Origin of the sequence: Priestia iocasae (genome assembly GCF_016909075.1) — a bacterium.
Taxonomy (GTDB): Bacteria; Bacillota; Bacilli; order Bacillales; family Bacillaceae_H; genus Priestia; species Priestia iocasae.
On the sequence record NZ_JAFBFC010000003.1, the window covers coordinates 190661 to 214963 of the forward strand.

The 24303-nt window shown below is 38.4% G+C and carries 26 protein-coding genes; 8 read left to right on the forward strand and 18 right to left on the reverse strand.

The genetic code is table 11. The features are described from left to right. Positions 1–2: 2 nt before the first annotated feature. Complete coding sequence (locus JOC83_RS09085; protein ID WP_205186417.1) at positions 3–1334, reverse strand: cytochrome ubiquinol oxidase subunit I; 1332 nt, start codon at positions 1332–1334, stop codon at positions 3–5. 519 nt (positions 1335–1853) lie between these two features. Here JOC83_RS09085 and JOC83_RS09090 point away from each other — a divergent pair. Further along, on the forward strand, positions 1854–2150 hold the full coding sequence (locus tag JOC83_RS09090; protein ID WP_239583436.1) for a hypothetical protein: 297 nt from the start codon (positions 1854–1856) through the stop codon (positions 2148–2150). A 39-nt stretch (positions 2151–2189) separates the two neighbouring features. Here JOC83_RS09090 and JOC83_RS09095 read toward each other — a convergent pair whose 3' ends face one another. Next, positions 2190–2555, reverse strand: coding sequence for a hypothetical protein (locus tag JOC83_RS09095; protein ID WP_205186419.1), 366 nt, complete (start codon positions 2553–2555; stop codon positions 2190–2192). 338 nt (positions 2556–2893) lie between these two features. Between JOC83_RS09095 and JOC83_RS09100 the strand changes: the two genes are divergently transcribed. Together JOC83_RS09100 and JOC83_RS09105 are read left to right on the forward strand one after the other, a co-directional pair. Continuing rightward, positions 2894–3463: a sigma-70 family RNA polymerase sigma factor gene (locus tag JOC83_RS09100; RefSeq protein WP_205186421.1), complete on the forward strand. Its 570-nt coding sequence runs from the start codon at positions 2894–2896 to the stop codon at positions 3461–3463. Next, positions 3460–4560: a DUF4179 domain-containing protein gene (locus JOC83_RS09105; RefSeq protein ID WP_205186423.1), complete on the forward strand. Its 1101-nt coding sequence runs from the start codon at positions 3460–3462 to the stop codon at positions 4558–4560. Before JOC83_RS09100 ends, JOC83_RS09105 begins: the two co-directional genes overlap by 4 nt. A 68-nt stretch (positions 4561–4628) precedes the next feature. Here JOC83_RS09105 and JOC83_RS09110 read toward each other — a convergent pair whose 3' ends face one another. Together JOC83_RS09110 and JOC83_RS09115 are read right to left on the reverse strand one after the other, a co-directional pair. Next, positions 4629–4838, reverse strand: a complete 210-nt coding sequence (locus tag JOC83_RS09110; protein ID WP_205186425.1) for a KGG domain-containing protein — start codon at positions 4836–4838, stop codon at positions 4629–4631. A gap of 190 nt (positions 4839–5028) precedes the next feature. Then, on the reverse strand, positions 5029–5205 hold the full coding sequence (locus JOC83_RS09115) for an amino acid transporter (protein WP_205186426.1): 177 nt from the start codon (positions 5203–5205) through the stop codon (positions 5029–5031). Between the two features lie 177 nt (positions 5206–5382). Here JOC83_RS09115 and JOC83_RS09120 point away from each other — a divergent pair, with 177 nt between their 5' ends. The 3 genes from JOC83_RS09120 (at position 5383) to JOC83_RS09130 (ending at position 7538) form a co-directional block, all read left to right on the forward strand. After that, on the forward strand, positions 5383–6561 hold the full coding sequence (locus tag JOC83_RS09120; protein WP_205186427.1) for an ABC transporter permease: 1179 nt from the start codon (positions 5383–5385) through the stop codon (positions 6559–6561). Positions 6562–6580: 19 nt separating this feature from the next. After that, the gene (locus tag JOC83_RS09125) at positions 6581–6973 is read left to right on the forward strand and encodes a DUF1259 domain-containing protein (protein ID WP_205186428.1); all 393 of its coding nucleotides are present in this window, start codon (positions 6581–6583) and stop codon (positions 6971–6973) included. Positions 6974–7037: 64 nt separating this feature from the next. After that, a complete protein-coding gene (locus tag JOC83_RS09130) occupies positions 7038–7538 on the forward strand; it encodes a hypothetical protein (RefSeq protein WP_205186429.1) in 501 nt (166 codons plus the stop codon). Positions 7539–7628: 90 nt separating this feature from the next. Here JOC83_RS09130 and JOC83_RS09135 read toward each other — a convergent pair whose 3' ends face one another. Beyond that, complete coding sequence (locus tag JOC83_RS09135; protein WP_205186430.1) at positions 7629–9089, reverse strand: hypothetical protein; 1461 nt, start codon at positions 9087–9089, stop codon at positions 7629–7631. 30 nt (positions 9090–9119) lie between these two features. Then, on the reverse strand, positions 9120–9305 hold the full coding sequence (locus JOC83_RS09140) for a hypothetical protein (protein WP_205186431.1): 186 nt from the start codon (positions 9303–9305) through the stop codon (positions 9120–9122). A gap of 163 nt (positions 9306–9468) precedes the next feature. Here JOC83_RS09140 and JOC83_RS09145 point away from each other — a divergent pair, with 163 nt between their 5' ends. Beyond that, positions 9469–9651, forward strand: coding sequence for an aspartyl-phosphate phosphatase Spo0E family protein (locus JOC83_RS09145; protein WP_205186432.1), 183 nt, complete (start codon positions 9469–9471; stop codon positions 9649–9651). 102 nt (positions 9652–9753) lie between these two features. Further along, positions 9754–10098, forward strand: coding sequence for a hypothetical protein (locus JOC83_RS09150; protein ID WP_239583437.1), 345 nt, complete (start codon positions 9754–9756; stop codon positions 10096–10098). A 100-nt stretch (positions 10099–10198) separates the two neighbouring features. Here JOC83_RS09150 and JOC83_RS09155 read toward each other — a convergent pair whose 3' ends face one another. From JOC83_RS09155 to JOC83_RS09210, 12 genes are all read right to left on the reverse strand, one after another. Continuing rightward, positions 10199–10612, reverse strand: coding sequence for a hypothetical protein (locus JOC83_RS09155; RefSeq protein ID WP_205186440.1), 414 nt, complete (start codon positions 10610–10612; stop codon positions 10199–10201). Positions 10613–10758: 146 nt separating this feature from the next. Next, entirely contained in the window at positions 10759–11292 is a 534-nt protein-coding gene (locus JOC83_RS09160) for a hypothetical protein (protein WP_205186442.1), read from the reverse strand. 330 nt (positions 11293–11622) lie between these two features. Beyond that, positions 11623–12825, reverse strand: coding sequence for an L-2-hydroxyglutarate oxidase (lhgO, locus tag JOC83_RS09165; protein ID WP_205186444.1), 1203 nt, complete (start codon positions 12823–12825; stop codon positions 11623–11625). Continuing rightward, complete coding sequence (locus JOC83_RS09170) at positions 12818–14071, reverse strand: (Fe-S)-binding protein (RefSeq protein ID WP_205186446.1); 1254 nt, start codon at positions 14069–14071, stop codon at positions 12818–12820. The genes lhgO and JOC83_RS09170 overlap by 8 nt, the downstream gene beginning before the upstream one ends. Beyond that, positions 14064–15476, reverse strand: a complete 1413-nt coding sequence (locus tag JOC83_RS09175) for an FAD-binding oxidoreductase (protein ID WP_205186448.1) — start codon at positions 15474–15476, stop codon at positions 14064–14066. Before JOC83_RS09175 ends, JOC83_RS09170 begins: the two co-directional genes overlap by 8 nt. Before the next feature lie 13 nt (positions 15477–15489). After that, positions 15490–16209, reverse strand: a complete 720-nt coding sequence (locus JOC83_RS09180) for a FadR/GntR family transcriptional regulator (RefSeq protein ID WP_205186450.1) — start codon at positions 16207–16209, stop codon at positions 15490–15492. Between the two features lie 23 nt (positions 16210–16232). Then, positions 16233–18176 (reverse strand): TRAP transporter permease, encoded by a 1944-nt coding sequence (locus tag JOC83_RS09185; RefSeq protein ID WP_239583438.1) that lies wholly within the window; start codon positions 18174–18176, stop codon positions 16233–16235. A gap of 16 nt (positions 18177–18192) precedes the next feature. Continuing rightward, positions 18193–19212 carry a TAXI family TRAP transporter solute-binding subunit gene (locus JOC83_RS09190; RefSeq protein ID WP_205186454.1) on the reverse strand — a complete coding sequence of 340 codons (1020 nt, stop codon included), beginning with the start codon at positions 19210–19212 and terminating at the stop codon, positions 18193–18195. 187 nt (positions 19213–19399) lie between these two features. Continuing rightward, positions 19400–20347: a Gfo/Idh/MocA family protein gene (locus JOC83_RS09195; RefSeq protein ID WP_205186456.1), complete on the reverse strand. Its 948-nt coding sequence runs from the start codon at positions 20345–20347 to the stop codon at positions 19400–19402. A gap of 24 nt (positions 20348–20371) precedes the next feature. Continuing rightward, positions 20372–21832 (reverse strand): capsular polysaccharide export protein, LipB/KpsS family, encoded by a 1461-nt coding sequence (locus JOC83_RS09200; protein ID WP_205186458.1) that lies wholly within the window; start codon positions 21830–21832, stop codon positions 20372–20374. A 16-nt stretch (positions 21833–21848) separates the two neighbouring features. Then, complete coding sequence (locus JOC83_RS09205; protein WP_205186460.1) at positions 21849–22814, reverse strand: Gfo/Idh/MocA family oxidoreductase; 966 nt, start codon at positions 22812–22814, stop codon at positions 21849–21851. A gap of 29 nt (positions 22815–22843) precedes the next feature. After that, positions 22844–24301, reverse strand: coding sequence for a capsular polysaccharide export protein, LipB/KpsS family (locus JOC83_RS09210; RefSeq protein WP_205186462.1), 1458 nt, complete (start codon positions 24299–24301; stop codon positions 22844–22846). Positions 24302–24303 lie beyond the last annotated feature (2 nt).

Below are 24303 nucleotides of genomic sequence, written 5' to 3' on the forward strand. Positions count from 1 at the left end.
CCTTATTCGATTCCGCGTTTTTCTAATTCACGTTCTACCGGATTTTCTTTAAATGTGCGGCGCAAGACCGTCACAGCCGATACGGCTAAAATAACATAGAGCACGATGAATAGATATAACATCACATCCACATAGCCTGATGTTGTGGCACCTTCTGCTGTTGTCATGTAGCCTCGAAGAATCCAAGGCTGTCTTCCCTCTTCGGTGAAGAACCATCCTGCTTCAATCGCCAGCATCGCAAGCGGCCCACTGCTCACAATCAACCATAAAAGTGGCTTGTTCAATTCATTAGATTTCTTACGCCACTTCATAAACACATAAATAAAGGAAATGAACGCTAAAAACATCCCAATGGCAACCATTAAATCAAATAGGTAGTGAACCACAAGTGGTGGCCATTGTTCTTCTGGAAATTCTTCAAGTCCAATCACTTCAGATCCTGGTGTACCATGCGCTAAAATGCTTAATGCGTAAGGTATTTCAAGCGCGTACTTCACTTCATTGTTTTCATCTAAAATCCCACCTAGGATCAGAGACGCTTCTTCAACAGTTTCAAAATGCCACTCAGCCGCTGCTAGCTTTTCAGGTTGATATTTTGCAAGATACTTACCCGATAAATCACCGATGAGCGCAGTACTGATGGCACACACAAACGCAACGACCATTGATAGGTGAAGCGCCTTTTTATGATACACATGGTTACGGCCACGCAAAATCATAAACGCCGCAATCGCTGCGAGCACACATGCTGATGTTAAATACGCAGATGATAACACATGCGCCATTTTCGTTGGCGTTGCTGGATTAAACATCGCCATAATTGGATTAATACCCGTTAACACACCGTTTTCTAAATTAAATCCTAGCGGTGCATTCATAAATCCATTTACGGTTGTAATGAAAAAGCCAGACATTGTGGCTCCTAACGCCACTGGAATCAGCAGCAACAAGTGAATCATTTTGTTTTTAAAGCGATCCCACGTATATAAGTAGATTCCTAGAAAAATGGCTTCAAAGAAGAAAGCAAACGTTTCTAAAAACAGTGGTAAACTAATGGTCTGCCCAGCTACCTGCATAAAGTTTGGCCATAGTAAGCTTAACTGCAACGCAATGGCCGTTCCTGTTACAACCCCAACGGCAACAGTAATAATATACCCACGCGCCCAACGTCTCGCTAATAAATGATAATGCTCATCGTTTCGACGAATTCCAATCCACTCCGCTAATGCAATGAGGAGCGGAACCCCTACACCTAGCGTCGAGAAAATGGTATGAAACGCTAATGTTAAACCTGTTAAGATTCGACTATATAAGACCGGATCATACTCAAACAAGGCTCTTCCTCCTTTAATCGTTATGTACGCTTTTCATTTGCATGCTTCTTCCCTTTGATTTCCACTTTTTTCATTCATTCAAACGTTCGCGAGTTTGTGAAATCATTCACATAATTCTGTGGAGTAAAGGGAGATAAATCACTTACGCACAGTATAAAAAAGAAAAATGTACTTTTCCATAGACTTCACGAATTTGTAAAAGATTGTTCACAATTTCACAATCTTTGTTTTTTTCGAAGATTTCTTGCTTGACTTTTATTTCTTCTACTCCTAAAATATTCTGCTCACACGCATTGGTTTACCGATAAAATGAACGATTTGTGAACGGTTTCTCTTTTTAAATGCATGACAATCTAATTCGACCATTTTGTTAACATAATAATATTATTGTCTCTATACTATGTTGATACATTTTAAAAATAGAAAGTAAATACGTTCTATAAGTGGTAAAATGAGGAAGTGCATTCAGCATACACTATATGAATCTAACATAGTTAATTGTGAGAGGAGTGTGTTTAGTTGGCTTTCATCATTGCGATTGGTGTACCACTTTTATTTGCGATTGTCAGTTATTTATTCACAAAAGAGAAATCAACCAAAATCAAATGGATAACCTGGGGTCTTGTCACCATGTTTGTTTTTACACCATTCATCTCTTGGCTCATTGCCATCCCGTTTGGCATCCTCCAAAAAGATGGATTTGTAGCCATTGGGTTAATGATGCTATTGCTGCCGCTTTTTTTCCTTATTGGACTAATTGTGTTATTGATTGGTATTTTTAAAAAGAAAGATGTGAACGTTAAAAACGCTAGTTAACGCGTCATTTCTTGTTAACTAGCGTTTTTATTTTCAACTTCACTCAATCGAACTAAAAAGAAAGACAACATTCACCAAACAAAGTCCTACTAAACAAACAAAAAAGAGCATTCGACCTTTCTTCCCCGTCCAATATATATTCAAAAGTGAAAAGTAAAGAGCCGCTGCTCCCCCTATAAATAGAAGAAACTCTTTCACCTTCTTAGCCATCATTTTTTCTTCACCTAATTGAAGACCTTCAACTGCTTTAATTTGAAGTCCCTCTATATAATAAGGAACGGTTAAAATAGAAAGTGCTAATCCACCGAAGATGACAAACCCAATCATGTGCAATAGCTTTCTCATACTTAACTCTTTCTTTGTTTTCATTGTGACGTGCTGTTGTGTTTGTATGTTTGGCTCCATTTTATCCCCTCACCTCGCCAATATGTTATATGTAGGTATACGTGAGATGGGGAAAAAAGTTTCAGCCTACCCTCCTCTTTTTCCATTTGATAGTATAATCATAAAATTTCCAATAACGTGATTCACTTGTCCAATTTCCTTACGAATGGTGAAACAGATGAATATATTCAACAAGTAGATATCAAGCCTAACCACATTTTGTAAAAAAGACGAAAGCCTAGGTTTATTACATACATGTACATATATAAATAACTTTTTCACAAAAAACGAGAGTTTTTTTCCTTTCATTCGTTATATAAGATGTAAAAGCTTTTACAAAACCAAAAGGAGTTCAAAAGATGAAAGCAACTGAACGGAATTTTATCAAGCGACTTCAGAACGAAAAAGAAGACGCGCTAGATTATATCGTCGACCATTACCTTTCTCTTGTGAAAGGAATTACCTATCACGTATTAAGTCCGTTAAAAAATGAAGGAGTCATTGAGGAGTGTGTAAATGATGTGTTTTTATCCATCTGGACGAACGCTCGTCAGTTTAAAGGAAAGAATGCCGATGATTTTAAAAAGTGGATTTGTACCATTACCAAATTTAAAGCGATTGACTACTACCGAAAAATAAGCAACCGTTGCGAACAAGCAACCGACTATATTGAAATGGAAGGTAGCACTTCAACGGAAGATGTTCTCGTCCTTTCAGAAAACCGAGCTGAATTAATGTCTCTTCTTGAACAGCTCGAACCGCTCGATCAAGAAATCTTTTTAATGAAATATTTCTTAGGTTTTAAGATTGATGAGATTTGTGAGAGGCTCGGATTAACAAAATCAACTGTTAATAATCGACTGTATAGAGGAAAGAAGAAACTTCATCAAAAAGCTGAAAATCTAGCATTAGGAGGTACCCTTGCATGAAGCACCTTTATGAACGATTCAATGATATAAAAGTAAAAGAACAAGATTATAAAGAACTTCCTGTCACTGACTTAGAAAAAGCGGGATTGAAAAAATCATTAAAGCAAAACCTTCCAAAATCTCGTAAAAACAAGTGGAAAAAGCAGCTAGTCGCAGCAGCTGTACTGATTGGTTTATCGACGGCAACAATTGGATTATCATTCCCTACTTATGCAAGCAACTTACCAATTGTCGGCAATATTTTTACATTGCTTGATGAGAAATTGTACGGAAATTACAAAGAGTACTCACAAGAGCTGAACTTAACGGAAAACGATAAAGGAATTGCCATTACGATCAATGATGCGCTTTTTGACGGAGAAACCGTATCAGTGACGTACTCTGTTCAAACGGAACAACCGTTAGGAAAAGACATTATGCTACTTGGCCCATCAATGAGCTTAAAAGGCTTTTCAGCTAACAGTGGAAGCAATCAGCTCACACAAATTGCTGAAAACAAGTACGTTGGATTAGTTCGTGTCACTGGAATGAATGGTGAAAAGCAAGATGTCGCAAATGTAAAATGGAACATTGAAGGTATGAGAGATATGAACGAAGAACGCGAAATAAATGGCACCTGGAACTTTGCATTTTCTATACCCGCAACAGATAGTACATTACATGAGGTACACAAAAGCTCTGAAAAAGATGGTGTAAAAGTGAACATTCAATCGATTTCGCAAACGCCTGTTTCCACCATCCTTCATTACAACCAAGAAGTTTCGTATGACGTCATCAAGCACTGGTCGATGGCTGACGTTCAACTACAGGTAGAAGATGATCTCGGAAATTCGTACGCAGGAGAAGGCAACGGTGGCGTTGGAGATGATTCATACAATATTAACTGGAGTCACACCGTTGAAAAGCTTCATCCTGATGCTACAAATCTCGTTATTACTCCGGTGGTAACGTTAAGAAACAATGATGCTGACAATCATGGTGGTGTAACGATTGATGGGAAAGAAGTAAAAACGCCAAAAGCACCGCTTTCAAAAAATCGTGTGCAGGAACCAAAGAGCATCATTCTTGATAAAATTGTCATTGAACTAAATCCGTGAGAATAAATGATGAAACACAAAAAGCCCTTCTACTGTCTTAAACGTAGAAGGGCTTTTAAGATACTTGTTTATCTGTTGGTTGAATTTCTATTTTCATTGTTGCTTGTTGAATTACTGCTTGATTTGCCACCTTTTTCACCAATTTCCTCGTAAAATTCTTTGTTGTGATTTCGTGATGTTGCGTTTCCGCCTTTTTCACCAATTTCTTGATAGAACTCTTTGTTGTGGTTATTTGACGTTTCTTCCCCTCCTTTACGTCCTGCTTCTTCTTGCGTCATTTTGTCCTCTGTTTTGTTTACTGTCGATTGAATCTCCTCCTTCTTTTAGTTGATTCATGGTTTGTATTCCCGATGAGAAGGAGAGTAAACTACATTTTTTTACTTTTTTTAAATACCCTTCCATAAATCCCTTTGTTGAGCAATTTACTTTAACAAAAAAAGCAACTCAATCTGTTTAGACGAGTTGTTTTCACGTAATGATTACACCCATCAGGATAATAAGGGCGGCAAGTGCAAAAAAGCTGATAAAGAAGTAGCCGAAATATCGTAAAGGCTTTGGTAAAGTTTTTAACTCAACGTTTGTTGGATAGCCTTCGAGTTTGTTCAGATGCTTCATCACATCGTTTATAGGCTTTCGGTTAGACATCGCACATTCTCTCCCTTCATCATAAGAAGTTCGACCATTATGATGTTATTCCTTTTGAAAATGTAACTATGCTTGTGAATAACTTCATGTCACGTTTGTACATTTATGATTTATCGGCTTTTTCTCTACATTCACGTTATAATAAAACATATCTTACTAAAACGTATGAGGTGAAAGATGGATTTACAATCACTTTGGGCAAAGCGACTCGCAGACTTTTTCGAACAGATGAGCAAATACTTTTCCATCATCGCATCTAGCATTTTTTACATTCTCATTATTGGTGGAAGCATCTTTATTTATTACTACATGACGCTACTCAAACAGCTTCCGACATCATTTCCAAGAGAAGCCGTCGCAGCTCTTTTTGTTAGCATCATGACAATTCGCATGAGAATTCGAACGTTTTTCAAAAAACCTGATATCGTCTTTTTACTAGCAGCAGAATCCCATTTGTCTTCTTACATCAAAAGATCTCTTACATACAGTACAACTTTGAATAGCTTCACACTATTCATCGCTTTAGTTATGGTTATTCCACTTGTGAGCACCTTTCATATCGTATCGTGGACTCTTGTGAGCACAGCAGCTCTCCTATTAACAACATGGTTCATTTGGGTTAAACAGTGGTTACCTACTCGTTCATCCCTTCTCATTCACACATTCATTCATATTGTTTCAATGTGGGCGATGTTTTATTTTCTTTTTAGTGAAAAATGGCTATTGTCGTTGCTTGTATGGATGGTGAATGGAGGGTTTTTATACATTCTCTTTAGCCATAAGAAACGAGGCTTCAACTGGCTATATTTAATTGACCAAGAAGAAAAAAATACAGAACGGCTGTATCGCTTTATTCACTTGTTTGTAGACGTTCCTCATCTAAAAAACACGTTTCATAAACGAACGCTTTTTATAGTATTAGCTGAAAAAGCTATTTCATTTAAGCAACCATCAACGTACACATATTTATTTTTACGACTTGCCATTCGCTACGATCAATATTTTGGCATGTACATAAGATTGACTTTAATTGGATTAATGATTTTATATTTTGTTCCAGCTAAGCCATGGCTCGTCACGGTAAGTATGTTATATATGACTGGCTATCAGCTTCTACCGCTTCAACGAGCAAGAAATGAAATGGTAAGGTTATATCCATTAACTCATGCTTTACTACAATCGTCGTTTCTAAAGGTCATTCTATCGTTACTCATTGTACAAGCAAGCATTTTGACCCTATTCACGCTATTTACTCACCCTCTTTCCGCTATGTTAATGGTCTTTCTTGCACAAGCAATCTTTATAGGCTGGTTTGTTTATCACTTTGCGAAGAAACGGTGGAAAGTAAGCAGATAAAAACAAATGAGGTGTTTACATGTTGGATGTAAGTACACTATGTCAACAATACGGGCAAATTCTTAAACAAAAGCTAATCGTTGAAGACAATGTTTGTTCAGTCGAATTCAAGAGGCATTTATCCGTTACGATTCAAGGACGACCAAGCCACAGTGAACTTCACGCTGAAGTTATGTTTGAATCGTTAGACTATGAAGGCAATGCGCTGAATCTTGGAGAAGTCGTTCTGCTTGAAGAAGAGGTTCCTTTATTTACAAACATCCTTGTGAAAAATGGAGTGATTATTAGTGCCATTCATAATCATCGGCTTTACACCAAACCGAACATTATGTATGTCCACTTTCAGTCTGTAGAGCCTCCGCTCGCGTTCGCTCATAAAGTCGCTGAAGGATTTCGAGTTTTACGCATATAGGCTTTCTTATAATTTGCCTTCTGTCGGGAATAGTATAAGTAACAGGTCGTACAGGAGGATTCTAATGAACCATCTGAAGTATAAAAAAGTCATATTGTGGATTATGCTACTCTTACCTTGGCTCAGTTTGCCTTTTCTCGGAAAACAAGCGCTAAAGCGTTTCTTTCCTGCAGGACTTTTTATTTCAACATTGGTATTTTTTGAAAACATGGTAGCGAAGAAGCGAAAATGGTGGGTGTATCATGAAACAATCCACCCAAAAGTAACGGGAGATTTTCCTATGATTTGGGGACCGTTCTTAATTGGTTCCATGTGGATTTTGAGATTAACGTACGGAAGGTTTTACCTTTACATGCTTTTAAATATAGCCGTTGATAGCTTTTTCACCTATCCTCTTGTCACTATTTTTCAAAAGCTTGGAATCTCATCACTCATCAAACTAAAGCGCTATCAATTATCTCTTCTATTCTTTTTCAAATCGGCGCTTTTATATGCCTTTCAGTTAATGGTTGAAAAGATGAAAAGAACAGCGGCGCAAAAACAACAAGATCCCCTGCAAGATTAACAAAAATAAAAGAACCGAAATTCTTATTAACGCGCACAAAGAATTTCGGTTCGTTACATTATTTAATGATTTCGTCTTTCAATCATTGTACTATACATGCTCTTTTACCCTCACATACTCCAATCCTTCATAAGAAGCTTCTAATGTTTTAGCTGTAATTTCTGCGTTATCAAGTTGCTCACGCCACACCTTCTTCTGACGTTTCACTGCTTCTTCATCTTGTGATTGCGCGTCAATCTCATCGCGTACACAATTTAACTTTTCTTTGTATTCTGCGAGCTCTCTCTGTAAATCCATACAAATAGGTGATTGATTTGCGACGATAAAGTCGGTCATCTGCATTAACACTTTTTGACGTTCGACTTCTTTCACTTTGCCTTTAATGGTTCGTTCTGCATTTTTCAGTGTTGTTTTCACTTTTGCGAACCGTTGATTACGAACAACAATCTTACGCTGCAATTCTTCGACTTCATTTTTTAATAGTTCGTGTTCATCAATCATTCTCTTCAAGACCAGTCCGCCCTTTAATTGTGTTAAATCCATTGTACTTAAACGACCTCTTAACTGCTCTTTCCTTCTATCAATTTCTTTCACACATGCTCGTTCATGGTCACGAAGCTCTCTCATCGTCATGCTTGTTTCATTTTGCTCATCTTCTAGCCGCTCATACTCTTTCAATGTCGTTTCTACTTTTTTGACTGCTTGATCATGCATGAAACATATTTTCGACCATTTAATGAGTAAAAAGCTATCATTTACAAGCTCATCTTGCTCTTCCATTTCATAGGCTAAGAGAAGTTGGGTTACGATGATACTCATCATCATCGTTGGAAAATCAAGCTTTCCCCCTGTATCTTCATTTTCAAGGTTTGCCATCATAAAAAGAGGAGCGTTCATCGCAATTAGATACGATTGTTGATAGGAATTAGTTGTAAACAAACTTGTACCGATGGCGAGTAGTGAAAGCAGTGATTCATGAAACAACACGATGTTAAATAGAGAGGTTGTATCTACTTCCGTGACATTTGCATGCTCAATGTCACGTTTTAAATCATCTGACAATTGTTGATACCACTTTAGCAACTGATCTTCAAATCGTTCTTTTTCCGATTCCGTTGCAATTGTATACTGCTTGTCTACAAGTTGGAAAAACAGACGCAGCTGATGAATGATTAGTTCTTGTATCGTTTGAAAATGAAACACTTCATATTGTTGCTTATATTCAAGAATGATTTGATTTGTTAGCTCTTTACTATATAGTTGAAGATCCTCACTCGTTGTTAAAAATGGTAATGGATAATCAATGAGTGTTCCTAGTTTTAATAATAACTGTAAGTGAAGTTCTGTGTCGGACACGGATTGCACTTTTTCCATTTCTTCTTGAAGGTGAAGTTGATATAAATGGAGAGTGGCTTGCTCCCAGCTGAGCTCGAATTCTGCTTCTTTTATAAACGATTGCATTGTTGAGTTCGTTTTACATAGCGCATATACATAACGAAGTGTATCACCCTTAGCTGAAAGTAGTGCAGAAACAAGCGACGTATCGTACATCCTTCCTCATCCTTCCCATTTCTTCATCCTTTAATCTTTCACAACTTTTTGCTTTCTTGAAACAACAAGGGCTCCCCAAATTGTCATCAAAGCAGGTGGCACACTCCACAATGCATATCCCCAATCCCCTGTCCATATTCCTATTAGAAGGAAAAAAACTGGAAATCCGATCGCAACAATGCATCCACTTACGTACGTCCATTTCACCTTCTTCATTCGGCAACCGCCTCCACAAAACATTCTTTCCTACGTTTTCTATACTTGCCCCTACGATTCCTGTTTATTTCACGACATTCGAATTATTTCTATTAAATTTTGGATTTTTTTGTAACGATTTGGATGAAAAAGTGGTAGAATAGGTTAAAGAGAGGTGATAGTGATGACTGCAAATTCAACGCAATATACTATGTCGCTTATTGAAGAAAAAAGACAAGAAATGATTAATCTAGCACTATCAAACGGATTGACACATCAAGAAACAGTCAAAATTAGTCAGCAATTAGACAGTTTATTAAATCTTATGCATCTTGATGAACAACCTCTTAAGACTAGATATGCTTAAAAACACTCATGGAGCTAACAATCGTTAGCTCCATTTTATGTAGAAAACGCTTTTCCCTATTACCATTTTTGCATTTACTTTTTTAAAAGTGGAGGCTGTTTGATGGAAGCCGTGTTAAAACAAATTCTCTCTGAACTCCAAAGTGTTCATACACGAATGAGCTCGCTAGAAGAGGGACAAATCGAAATGCGTAAAGATATTTTTAACCTACAGTCTGACGTTTCTTCGCTCAAGTCTGAACAACAAGAGATGCGCAACGATATATCTAATCTACAATCTGATGTGACAGAGCTGAAAGAATACCAAAAACAGAAGCAAAAAGAAATTATGTCAACGTTAGGCTCATATATGGATAAGATTGTCGCATACGTAGACGACAAAACGGAAGCTTTGAACAAGCGTGTATACAAAGTGGAAACCGATATCGAGCGCCTTTTAAGGTCGTAATACGAAGCTACTGATCTTCAACTTATATTGAAGATCTTTTTTCATTTTAGCTATGTTAAAGTTTAAAGTGAATTAAGGAATAGTCTATGCTATCCCTTTTCTAGTCCCACCAAACAGAAAGAACCTTATATCCTTCTTTTAAATTAGGTGCGACTGGAGGCTTACCAAAAGCATAACCTTCATCTGTTTCGGATGGTTGTAGTTGTGCGATCCATTCTTCGACCTCTGAAATATCAGCGGAGGTTAGGATGTAAACTCTTTCTGAGAATGCCCAGTAGTCCTCATTATCCTCAATTTCCATAATTTCTACAAATACATCTTGAACATTGTCCATATTTCTAATATCGAGCAATACGTTGTAAAAACTCTCAATGCCAGGATGTTCTAAAAGATTACAACCAATGGAACCTTCATCTTCATTTCCTTCAAAAAAGTCTTCAAGTGAAACAATAGGAGCTGTTGGTGCGTCTGGATAACCTTGAGCATATATTTTCTCTTCTAACTTTTTTCGCATCACAAATTGACCCCTTTCTTTAGGTTAAGTTTGAACTATTAGATGAACCCAAAAACTTATCATTTGAAGAGTGCTAATTACTAATAAACATGAACCGTCAGCCAACAAAGGCTTTTATTAGTTGATGGTTCATGTTTATTTTTTGGCTACAACATTTGACTCGCGATTTTAACAATTTCAGCTTGATGCTCATTTCGTGACAGCTGATGATTTGTATAGATTACTTCATAGAAAATTCCGTCTTTTTCAAATAAAATACGATCCTTTTGATAATAAGCCACCGTTCCATCTATCAATGTCACTTTATTTGTCTTTTGTTTCTCAAATTCTTCTTCCCTATTACAAGCAATGACCTCTAATCGAACTTGATCTTCTTTGTTTCTAGAAAAGGTCGACACGCTCATTTTTACCTCTTTTCCTTCACGTGTTAAATCATAAATGATAGGTCGCTGAAACGGAACGGCTTCAAATGGTAAATCAACAGGTAAATTGACGGTAAACGGTACGGCTTCTAACCCCGCTGGAACAGACGGTGCTTCATATGTAAGTGGAGCATGTTGAACGACTTCGTTTTTAGGCTTAACTTCTTTCAATTTCGATGTATCAAGCGTTTCGCCTAAGTAATAACATCCTCCAAGCATAAGTGTACACGCCGATAGAGACAAAAGCTTTTTCAACATTCTCCCCTCCTAAGTTCATTCTCCTTCATAATTAAAGACGTTTAAAGCGGAAAAAAGTTTCAATTTTCAAACACGTTAGGATTAATGTGATTGATTCCCTCCTCCATGATATAGAAAAACGAGATTTTTCCCTTCTCTTCATTCGTCAACACCAAATTTTGCGCTTTTACATATGTCAGTCATTCTCCTTCTCATTCCTTTATATTCTTTCCATATACCCTGTTTACCTTGTCCAACACTTGAGGTTGATCATAAATTTAAGGATAATAGGCTATTTTAATAGAAAAAGAAAGAACGAATTCCTGACAAAAAGCAGGAATTCGTTCTTTCCTATACTTGGATACTTGTTTGCTTTTCTATTAAGTCTACTACGTGCTTACCGATCTCAAGAGAAGCTGTCGCAGCTGGGGATGGTGCGTTACAAATATGAATCGATTTTGTCCCTTTTACAATAAAGAAGTCATCCACCAGTCCCCCATCATCACGAAGAGCTTGCGCACGTACGCCGGCTGGTGCTGGAATGAGATCGGCTTCTTCTATCATTGGCATCAACCTTTGCACTTCTTTTAAAAATAGCCGCTTGTTATAAGAGCGTGCCATCTCTCCCATTCCCTCTTTCATATAGCGACTTGCTAATTTCCAAAAGCCTTTGTATGTTAAGACCTCTGCTAAATCACCAGCATGAAAATCCGTTTTCTTGTACCCTTCTCGCTTAAAGCTTAAAACGGCATTTGGTCCAACATCAATTGCCCCATCAATCATTCTTGTAAAATGAACGCCTAAAAACGGAAAACTTGGATTAGGCACTGGATAGATAAGATGGTTGACCAGGTGACGCTTCTCTTCTTTTAACTGATAATATTCCCCGCGAAATGGAACAATTTTCATATCGAGCTCGTACCCTGCTTTTTTCGCTATACGATCGCTATGTAGGCCGGCACAATTGATGAGCATTTGAGCTTGAATCGTTGTATTACTTGTTTGAATGGTTACACCTTCTTCATGCTCCTTTATGTGTTCAACAGGTGATTGTAAAAAAATATCTCCACCTTGTTCTGTAATCAACTTCCCCATCTTTTCACACACTTGACGGTAATTGACGATACCAGCTGTCGGAACGCGAATCGCTTCGATTCCATTGACATACGGCTCAATTTCGTGAAGTTCTTCTTTTGAGAGCAATTGAAGATCGAGTCCGTTTTGCAACCCTCGCTCGTACAGTTTATGAAGCTCTACTCGTTCTGCTTCTGTAGCCGCAACAATCACTTTTCCACAAATATCATGATCAATCTCATGCTTTTGACAAAATGCAATCATTGACTGACTGCCTTCTTTCGCAAACTTTGCTTTAAAACTACCAGGCTTGTAATAAATACCTGAATGAATTACTCCACTGTTATGACCCGTTTGATGAGATGCTAGTTTCGCTTCTTTTTCAATAATGGCAACTTTCACCCCAGGAAGCTGTTCAACTAATGATAGTCCTACTGATAATCCAACAATCCCTCCACCAATAATGGCATAATCATACATGCTCTTTCACTCCTATTCCACATGCTTCTGCTACCAATTCAACAAGATGAACAACGTTTGTTTGCTCACTCATACATGCTCGCTTCACCCCAAGCTTCATTTGTAAGTGACAGCCAGGGTTAGACGTGACAATCACATCGGGTTCAATGGATTTTGCATGATTCATTTTTCGGTCTAAAATGCTCATCGCTTCATCGTAGTGTTCAATGTTATAAATACCAGCTGAACCACAGCACACGTCTTTTTCAGCTAATTCAACGTACGTTAACCCTTTTATTTGCTGTAGTAACAGCATCGGCTCTTTTTCCACTCGCTGTACATTGCGCAAATGACAAGATGGCTGATAGGTCACCGTTTTGTTAACAGAATAGTCCATTGGCAAATTTAGCTGAGCGAGTAAAACAGAGATATCTACGCATTTACTTGTGAATGCTTTTGCTCGGTCATTCATGGTTTCGTCTTTAAATAACTTGTCGTATTCAACAAGCATGGCACCGCAGCCACCGATGCTGTTAACGATGTAGTCACATTCCACTTTTTCAAATGCCTCAATGTTTGCTTTTGCAAGTTGCTTTGCCGTTTCGTGCTCCCCACTATGATGTTGAAGCGCTCCACAGCACGTTTGTTCTTTTATCACGACGACCTCACATCCACCAAGCTGCAGTAACTTCATGCTTAACTCATTGATTTGTGCAAACATCACATCCATGATGCATCCAACAAAAAAGGCAACTTTGTATCGTGGCTTCTTTGATGGATGTAATGAATTTGAATGTTTTTTTGCTTTCACTGGTGGCGTCACTCGTTCAAGCTCTTTTACCGCTGGAGGTAGCGCATTTAATATGCCTGATTGTCTGACAACTTTATCGATTTTTAACGTTTGATAGAGTTGAAGACTATAAGAAGCCGTTGTTAAGATGGTTTTGTTCGTCAATCCATTTTTTAATAACAACCTTTTCAAAAGCGGTGTTTTCTCATGTACAGCACGTATAGCTGAATCATAAATATCACCATATTGCACATTGGTTGGACAAGCCGTTTCACATGCACGACAACCAAGACAAAGAGCCATGGATTCGTTCATTGTGTCATAGGAGATTCTTCCTTCCGCTGCCATTTTCACAAGATGAATACGGCCACGCGGTGATTGTGCTTCTTTTCCTGTCGTTAAATACGTGGGACAAACAGGAAGACAATAGCCACACTGCACGCAGTCAAACGTCTCTTCATATGCAAGATTAGTCATGAGTTAGCGTAAACCTTTGATTAGGCTTCGGAAAAATTTTACCAGGATTGCATATGTTATTCGGGTCCCACACCGACTTCATACGCTTCATCATGTCTAAGCCAATTTTACCTAACTCCATTTCCATAAACGGGGCTTTCATCGTTCCAATTCCATGTTCACCCGAAAGTGTTCCTCCGAGCTCAACCGCTGCTTTAAAAATGGCTTCCACTGCTTGTTCCACTCGCTTCATCTCTTCACGATCGCGCACATCGGCAATAATATTTGGATGCAAGTTTCCATCTCCTGCATGCCCGAACACAACAAGATCGACGTGATACGTTTCTCGAATTTCTTTTAATTTTCTAAACATGTCTGGAATTTTACTACGAGGAACGGTCGCATCTTCTGATATTTTCGTTGGCTTATGCTGAACAATCGCTGGTGACACAAGTTTGCGCGCTTGCCATAAGTCTGATTCCTCTTCTTTCGTTTGTGCAACTCTTACTTCCCGTGCTCCTACTTCGTGACAGGCTTGTTTCACCACTTCTATTTCGTACTCAAGCGCAGCCGGATGACCATCAATCTCAATAAGTAAAAGTGCTTCAATGTCGGTTGGCAGTCCACTAGGTTGATAGTTTTCTACCGCAACTACACATGACTGATCCATAATTTCCATTTTAGATGGTAAGATACCTGATGTGAGCACATGCGAAATCGCTCGACCAGCATCAACCAGATCGTCAAAAATGACCATTGCCGTTTTCGTTGCCACTGGTTTCGGAATAAGACGAAGAGTGGCTTCTGTAATAATACCGAGTGTACCTTCAGATCCTACAATGAGCTTTGTTAAATCATAACCTGTTACATTTTTCACGGTTTTCCCACCCGTTCGAATGACTTCTCCTTCAGGCGTCACCACTTCTAAACCGAGCACATAATCTTTTGTCACTCCGTACTTTAGCCCTCGAGGCCCTCCCGCATTTTCTGCTAAGTTTCCACCAATGGTTGAGACATGTGCGCTGCTTGGATCTGGCGGATACATTAAGCCATATTGATTGGCTTTTTCATTAATCGTAGCGGTAATGACACCCGGTGATACAATCGCTACTAAATCTTCTTCATCAATGACTAACGTCTGATTCCACCGTGACAAATCAAGAACAATTCCCCCTTCAACAGGAAGAGGACCACCGCTTAACGATGTTCCTCTTCCTCTTGGATACATAGGGATACGATGCTCGTTTGCAAGCTTCATAAGTCTTGCCACTTCTTCTGTACACATTGGCTGTACCACTAAATCTGGTACATGTACACCAAACGACGCATCATACGCATAGCAATAGCGATCGCCTTCATCTGCAAGCACACGGTCTTTATCTTTAATAATTGCATGTACACGTGTGATGATTTCATTTGAAAGCATGGCTCATTCTCCTTTATTCGTTTTCACCAATGGCCACTCGCTCATCTCCGAGTTTAATGCGGGCATTTGTTAAATGAATACGCATCGACTTCGAAGCTCGCTCTGCATCCTGATCTAAAATGGCTTCGTATATACGAACGTGCTCTTTGTATACTTTCTCACGCTTTTCTTTTTGAACGTTTTTCTTTAATGAAAACAGAAGTGCTTTACGATTTAATTCGGCTAAATTTTCAAAAGCTTGCATTAAAAATGGATTGCTCGCTGCTTTTACCACCGCATAGTGAAATTGAAAGTCAGCTTCGTGTCCTACGGTTGAATAATTGTCAATCGTTTGTTTAAACGAGTTAATGGCTTCACGAATTAAATCAAGATCCTCTTCATTTCGTCGCTCTGCTGCCAGCTTCGCAGCTTCTGACTCCACAATTGAGCGCATTTCGAGTAAATCATAAATTTGATCCATCTCCACCATTTCAAATGTAACTGGATCAAGCATGCCCGCTAGTTCAACTCGCTTGACATAGCTTCCTCCACCTTGTCTTGATTCAATGAGACCGCTTGCAGCTAATACACTAAGTGCTTCGCGAATTGGAGCACGACTCACACCAAACATTTTTGACAATTCATGCTCTGATGGTAATTTTGATTCTGGTGGAAATGTTTTATCCTTGATCATCTCTTTTAGTTGGTCTAATACTTGACTTGATACTTTCTTTCTCTCAATTGGTGTAAACATTCATTTTCTCCCCTTCCCCACAATTAAAACGCTTCGTTAGCTGATGAAACTTGTTTTTTCGATCGCATGATGTGTCCGGCAAAAAATGCGGCAAAGACAGCAACGCCAATGGCATCTGTTAATCCACCAGGGTGAATTAAGAGAAGAGACGTTATAAAAAACACAACTCTTTCGATTAAATTAAGTTTGACCGAAAAGAAATTATGAATCGCCAGCGACATCACAAACACCCCTAAAAGCGCTGTAGCAAACGCTAGAATGATTGACCATGCAGTGACTGTTTCCCCGGCAGCCGGCTGCATAATCATCACTGGGTTGTATGCAATCATAAATGGAATGATAAAACCTGGTAATGTTAGTTTGAGTGCTGTCCATGATGTTTTCATTGCATCTGCCCCTGCTATTCCCGCTGCGGTATACGATGCAAGTGCTACTGGTGGTGTAATATTGGACATTGCACCGAACCAGAAAACGAAAAAGTGAGCAGCGACAGGATTGACACCCGCTTCGATAAGCGCTGGTGCTGCTGTTACAGCGACAACAATATAAAGCGCTGTTGATGGGAGACCCATACTAAGCACGATACACGTAATCATAATTAAAATGAGCAGCACCGCTAAGCTTCCACCTGATAACGCTAATACATTGTAAGCAATCGCATTTCCAAGGCCTGTCATCGTCACAACAGCGATTAAAATTCCAACAGACGCACACGCAATGCCAACTTGAATGCCTCCTCTGCCACCTTCTTCAAGCGCTGTGATCATTTTTCGCCATGTAATACGATTGGACCTATCAAGTGTAAGCCAGCTTGATAGGATAACAGCAATAATTCCTGCAAACCCTGCAAATAGCGGCGTTTTGCCGGCTAACAATGTCCCAAATACGATGATAATCGGTAATAAAAGAACACCACGCTCTTTTAACACCGCCCACACCTTAGGAATATTTTCTTTACTGATGCCCTTTAATCCTTGTTTTTTTGCTTCTAAATCAACAGCAATAATTAACCCGGCATAATAAAGGATACTCGGAATGATGGCTGCTAAAAGAATGACAGAGAATGGAACACCTAAAAATCCTGCCATAATGAATGCTGCTGCCCCCATAATTGGCGGCATGACCATCCCACCCGTCGAAGCAGCTGCTTCAACCGCCGCAGCGAATCGCGGCTTTAAACCAATGCTTTTCATTAGTGGAATTGTAAACGCACCTGTTGTTGCTACGTTTGCTACTGCACTTCCGTTTAATGAACCGGTCATGGCGCTAGAAATAACCGCCACTTGTGCAGGACCTCCACGCGTTCGTCCAGCAATCGCCAGCGCTAAATCATTGAATAAAGCAGATGCTCCACTCGCATTTAAAAATGCACCGAACAAAATAAAGATAATAATATACGTCGATGCAATGGATAATGTAATGCCAAAAATCCCTTCTGTTGTCATGTACATGCGATATAAAAAGCGCTCAATTGAAAAACCAGCATGTCCAAACAAACCTGGAAAATAAGGTCCAAATAAGGCATAAATCATTGCAAGTGCCGCAAGAAGTGGGATAAATAAACCAATTGTGCGTCGTCCAGCTTCTAATAGCATTAAAATTAAAATAACGGCAAATACATAGTCAATGCCAATCGCAACCGACCCACGTTCTACATGAATCGTTGTGTATTGAAAGTAAATATACACAGATCCTACAATAGATAAGATGACAAATAGATAATCAGTGATGCCAATTTGTTTAGAAACGGACTTTTTACGAGCTGGATAGAGTAAATACGTGAGGACGAGTAAAAAGCCTAAGAAGATAATATTTCGGTAGATTTCTTGGATGTTCATCAGTCCGTTTACAGAAATGGTGAATAATGATAAAAGAACAGCGACACTGACTGCGAGTCTCTTTTGATTTCCAGTGAGTGTCCTAATCGGACTGACTGGCTCTATTTCAGGTGGCTTTGTTTGACTCATTCTGTTCATCTCCTTTCTATTTAGCTTCTGGTGGTACTAATTCCTTTGGTATTTCAAGACCTACTTCTTTAAAGTAGCGATAAGCGCCTTCATGAAGTGGAACCGAAAGGCCATCAAGCGCTGTTTCAAGCTTAATGTTGTGCGCAGACTTATGTATGTCATAGACTTTATCTAAGTTTTCATACATCGTTTTTGTTAGCTTATAAATAATGTCTGCATCCATTTCTTTTGATGTTGCTAGTAAGTTTGGCTGTGCGATGGTTTGGATGTCTTGATCAACCTTTGGATACGTGCCTGCTGGAATGGTGAAACGGTACCAGCTATTTGAGACAGCATTAATGGCGTCTAGCTGTTCATCTGTCACATCAAGAACAGATGCTTTTACGTTACTTGCATACATATCTGTAATCGCCCCAACCGGAACACCCGCTGGAAGTGATCCCCCATCTAAGCGACCATCACGCATGGCAGAAATCGTATCATCATATCCTAAGTATTCAGGAGCAATGCTTTTCTTTGTTAAGCCTAATCCTTGCATAATGACAAGCGTTGATGCTTCTGTTCCACTGGCTTGTGGTCCAACTGAAAATGAGTTCTTTTTAATATCTGCAATGGTTCCTGTTTCCTTCTCACGATTCATCAACACAAAATGCTCCACGTTAGGCCATAGCATTGAAATGGTTCGCAAATCTTTGTAAGCTTTTCCTTCAAATGAGTTTTGTCCGTCATATGCTTGTGACGCAATCAATCCTTGCAGAATGGCCACTTGCGCTTCATCGTTGCTTAATAAATGAATGTTTTCAATGGAACCAGCGGATGATTGACCGTTTGCTTTGATTCCTTCATCATACAAAAGCTCTGTCCATACGTTACCAAGCCCAACACCAATCGGATAATACGTCCCCCCTGTTGAAGCAGTGGCTACGCTAATAAACGTTCGCTTTGAGCCGTTTGCTACTCCCATACTGCAGGCTGTTGTGAATACTAGTGTAGTCATTACCACAAGTAAACCTAGTAATCTCTTATGTCTCGTCATGACTCTCCTCCCTTTTATGTAAGCGCTTTAAAATAATTGTATTACAAGTATACATGAGACTGAGACAAATTTAAACAAATATTCTAAATATTTTACATAAATCTTCCTTTTTTATTTTACTGCTAAAAAGACATTCATACTCACACGAGGTTGGCAGAAACAAAAAAAGCACGCATACAGGTGCTTTTTATGATCCTTTGTGCTGACCATTTCTTATTTGATTATAAATAGTACGAATGTGTGACAACTGCTCATCTATACTAACCAATCGATCCTTTGTCGTTACGAATGATTGAACTTGTTTTAAGAGCCCTGGCTTAAATTGCGTATCATCCGCTCCTAGCAAGGGAACTTCCTGTAATTGAAAAGATCCATGTTTCATTTTATACAACTTTTCAAGCGGCTGAAGAATGAGTGTACACTCGTCTGTCATGACTTCTACTCCCCATCTTCCTGGCGCTTTCCAATTCGCATGATAACTAAATAATACGTCCTTTTCTGTCACACCAGCTCCTGAGAAGATGGCTCCAGTTGGATGCCATGGTAGCTTATCGGCGGAAAAAGCGGAAAAAGAGGTTGGTTTTCCAGCAAGATAAAAAGCAAGGTCGATCACATGAGAGGAATTTGCCAATAACCAATTTGATTTTAACACCTCTGAGCTATGCAGCTGCTCAATTTTTTTACTTAATTCAGTAAACGTAAAGTGAATCGACCTCACTGGGTTTTCTTCTGTCAGAAAGTCTTGCAGCTTCTGCACAGACTCATAGAATCGCCGATTATATCCAATCCATACATTAGCTTTCAGTGCTTGCGCTGTCTCGTAAAGCTTCGTTAACTCTTCTTCATCGACTGCACCGGGCTTTTCAAGCAACACCTCTTTCACTCCATGTGTTAGAAGCATGATGGCTACGTCTTTTAAAAATTCCACATCAATGGCTACAATCGCTTTTTCATAGGAATGCTGCTGTAACAGTGACGATAGCTCTCCAAAATAAGCTTTTTTCCCTGTACTCTTTTCAAACTGTCTTGCTGTTTTTTCACTTCGTGTAAACACGTCAAAAGATAGATTTAAACTTTTTAATACTTTCGCATACTCTACCCCCATACTCCCCGCTCCGACAAGAAGTATTGACATCGTTTAGCCTCCTTTTCTATTAGCTTACTTTAATAAAATTTCCTCGATATGCTTTTTGACTAATAAAGGTGCCTCATCGACTGTTAAAATGGTATTTTCCACGAACTTTCTTCCTCGCTCTGTTAACTCTTCCATAAACACATTACTCTTGTTTATTTTTTTAATAGTCGATACTAAGCTCGCTTCATTTGTGATTACTTCTCCTGCTCGTGCTTTTGCAAAAAACGCAGCACTTTCGTTATCATTTAACATATAGGGATAAGAAATTTGTGGTTGCAAGATGAGAAGTGGCTTTTCTAAAAGAGCAGCCTCAAATCCTGTTGTGGATGCAATGGTCATCACACAATGGCTGTAATGTAACACTGTATAAAGTGGGTAATCATTTGGTAGAATTCGTACATTGTTTTGATTTTTGATAAGTGAATACGTATGTTGATCGCTGCGATGTTTTTTGATAATAATGGTAACAGGCAAATGAATTGGTACAGTTTTCAACCATTGCTCAATTCTCTTATTGGCATTCAATAGTGGTTGCGTAGTGAAAGTCATGATTAGGTGATGAGATGGAATGTTTTGCTCTCGGTAGAAGGCTTGCTTCGTGCGTGTTGGCTTTGTTTTTTTGTAATAAAAATAAATATTCCCTGTTTCAATAATTGCACTTTCCTTCACATGACGCTGTAGCAACCATTCCTTTTGCTTCTTTCCCCATACGAAATAATAGTCAGCTCGAGCTGGAATAAGACTACGATCTCCAATCGCGACGAGTGGAATATTTAACAATGGAATCCCATATTTTTTCGCAAGAAGACAGAGGATCGTCCCATACACACTTGCTTCCGATGATACAACAATTGCTCCTGGTTTTACTTTCTGTATCAACGATTCCAGTACACTGACCCAGCGAATAATTTTCTTATAGGTAGCAAGCAACCATATCTGAAATGCTCTTTTTTTAAAGTAATAATGATTTGAGCATGTCGTTAGTTGCCGATTTAATTGAGCTTCGATGTGTACTTCTTGTTTTTTAACTTCTGCATTATTTCTTATCTTATTGACCTCATCTTGAAGGTGACAATACGTAAAACGACCATTTTTCACCCGATCGTTCATCTTATATTTCCCTTTGTATAACGTGACATCATACTCTTTTAGATGCTCATCAGCAAAGCTTTCATAGTCATCAGATAGAAGAATCGATTTTTTATTTCTCTTAAATGGGACAGGTGTAATAGACTCTAATGATACTAGTTTCTCTGTAATGTTACCCATTGTGAAAAATGAATATTTCTTACGAAGGTTGTTAATGAAGGATTGATTAAGTCGATTTTGATCACCAAAACTCTGGATATGAAAAAGAAAGTGTGGAGCCAAACATTGTGCAATAGGTAATCCGTAGAGTGTGACGGCTGAGAAATGGGTAAAGAAATCATAAAGCAATGAATACCGAAGCACCACATTATCATTTGCTTCTAGCTGTCCAAACATTAAATCATTCTCCTCTTTACGTAATTGGACATTCGGTTATTTCTTGATTTAATTGACTTGAAAAAAACTCGTTAAGTCGGCGAATGAAAGGAAGGTGTAGTTGTTTTGAAAGCTCATAAGTTGATAACTCACTCTTCCCACTTATCAGTAAGTCATGAACAACCTTTGTCGTCAATGTACTTTGTTTAGGAAATTGAATAGAGTTTATATGCTTCTTTCCTGTTAACGTATTTAGCACTTCTACTTGTTCTAAAGTCGGATAAATAGTCCACATCTCACAATCAAACTGCAATTTAATCATATACGTGTTGCTCGACTTCTGGTGAGACGAGATAATCAGTTCGTCTCCTCGATTTGTCGCTCCAGTTAATGTCCCCACTAGTTCTAAATATCCTTCTCGTTTACTTTTCACAACTTCCTGTAGTTGATTCGTTTGAAGGTGTGGAACTTGCCCGTCTGTCAAAAAGTGAAAAACATCCATTTGATGAATGCTATTACAGCCAATACCGAAATGTTCATAGTCAACGCTATAACTAATTACAGATTTTTTTATCTTTTCTTTTACCTGTTTAAAAATTGGCATTGTTCGAAGAGGGCAATTAACCCAGCAGCCTTTTACTTGATGAACCTTAAGGAGTGAAGCCATTTCATCGTAATCACTTTCCTTTTGAAACAATACTTTCTCTAACAGTAAATATCGAACGTTAACAACACTTACTAATTCTTTGATAACTTTAAGTCTAATCTTTGAACTTGTTGCAACTATACTAAGATCCACTTCTTTTGGAAGAGCATCTAAACCTAACAACAAGTGGAGTTTTTTATCTTTTATATCCGCTGTTTGATAGCATTCTTGAATTCGATTTAAAGCTTCTCTGCTCGGATCAATTACATAAATAGAAAGAGGTAAGTTTACTTTTAAAAGCCCTTCGAAATGCCTAAATCCAATATTACCTCCGCCAATAATGACTACACTAAACATCTTTTCTCCTCCTTTCGTCAACTATCAATCTATAAACCTCTTTTCAAAATGTGTTCAATGTTGCTTTTGACTAATAAAGGCGCCTGTTCTAGATTATGAATCGTTTCTGTAATTAATTTCGACGACTTTTGCTTAAGCTCTTCTACATATGTTTCATCACTTATCACTTTCTCTAACTCTTGTATAAATTGTTGTCGATTAGATATAACAGCCCCCGCGTTAACATTTGCAAAAAACGAGTTACTTTCATTACTATTCAATACGTAATGATAAGGAATAGGAGGCTGTAAAATAAAAAGTGGCTTCCCAAAAAGCGCAGCTTCAAATCCCGTCGTTGAAGAAATCGTCATGAGTGCATCTATATGATAAAGAAGTTCTAAAATGTCAATCTCATTACCTAAAATTTTTACTTGCTCTTTGTTCTTTAACAATGAATATTCATAAGTATCATTTGGATGCTTTTTCAAAACGATAGTAATAGGCAAATGAGAAGGAATAGCAGCAATCCATCTTTCAACAATGTGATTGGTATTGACAAACGGTTGAGTAGTAAAGCCGATTACATAGTGAGCTGATGAAACACCTATTTTTCTATACATATAGGGTTTTAAAGTTGTAGGAAGGTCTCGATAATAAAAACGAATATTTCCGGTTTCAATGATTTTATTTGCTGAGATTTCTCTTTCTATAAGCCATTTTTTCTGTGCCTTTCCCCATACAAAGTAATGAGAAGCTCGTGTTGGTATAAGAGAACGATCACCTATCGCTACAACAGGCATATTTACAAATGGAATAGTATATTTTTTTGACAATAAGCCCAAGATACTTCCATAAATACTAGCTTCTACTGGATCAATGATGATTGAAGGCCTTACTTTTAAGAGAAGTTGATCGAGCATATAAACCCATTTTGTAATTTTAGGTAATGCTTGCACAATCCATCGTTTAAAATTATTTGTCCCTAAATATGGGTGGGTCTTAACACGCTTACATACTAGCTCAACTCTGACTTTAAGGCTTGCTTGTTGCGCTCTTACTTGTTGATTAATTTGCAAAAGTTCATCACGAAATTGAACATAGGTGAATCCTCTTGGAAGAGCTTCCTCTCGTTCTTGACGCCGTACTCGGTATAACGTAACCTCGTACTCCTTTAACTGATCGACGGCAAATGCATAATAACTGTCGCATAATAAAATGGATTTTTCTCTCTTAATCATTCGTTCAGATGGAATTTGCTCAAAGGTCAACAATTTTTTATTAATATCACCCATCGTTTGAAACGGATATTTACGTCGAAGTGATTGAACATATAACTCGTCGTTTAAGTGGCTATCTACAAACGACTGGATATTGACTAAAAATTGACTAACTAAACATTGAGCTAGTGGTAATCCATAGACTGTAATTGAAGAGAAGTACTGAAAAAAATCACACAAAAGTGCATATTTAATAAGATGATGATCATTGACTTCTAATTCACCGTACATGT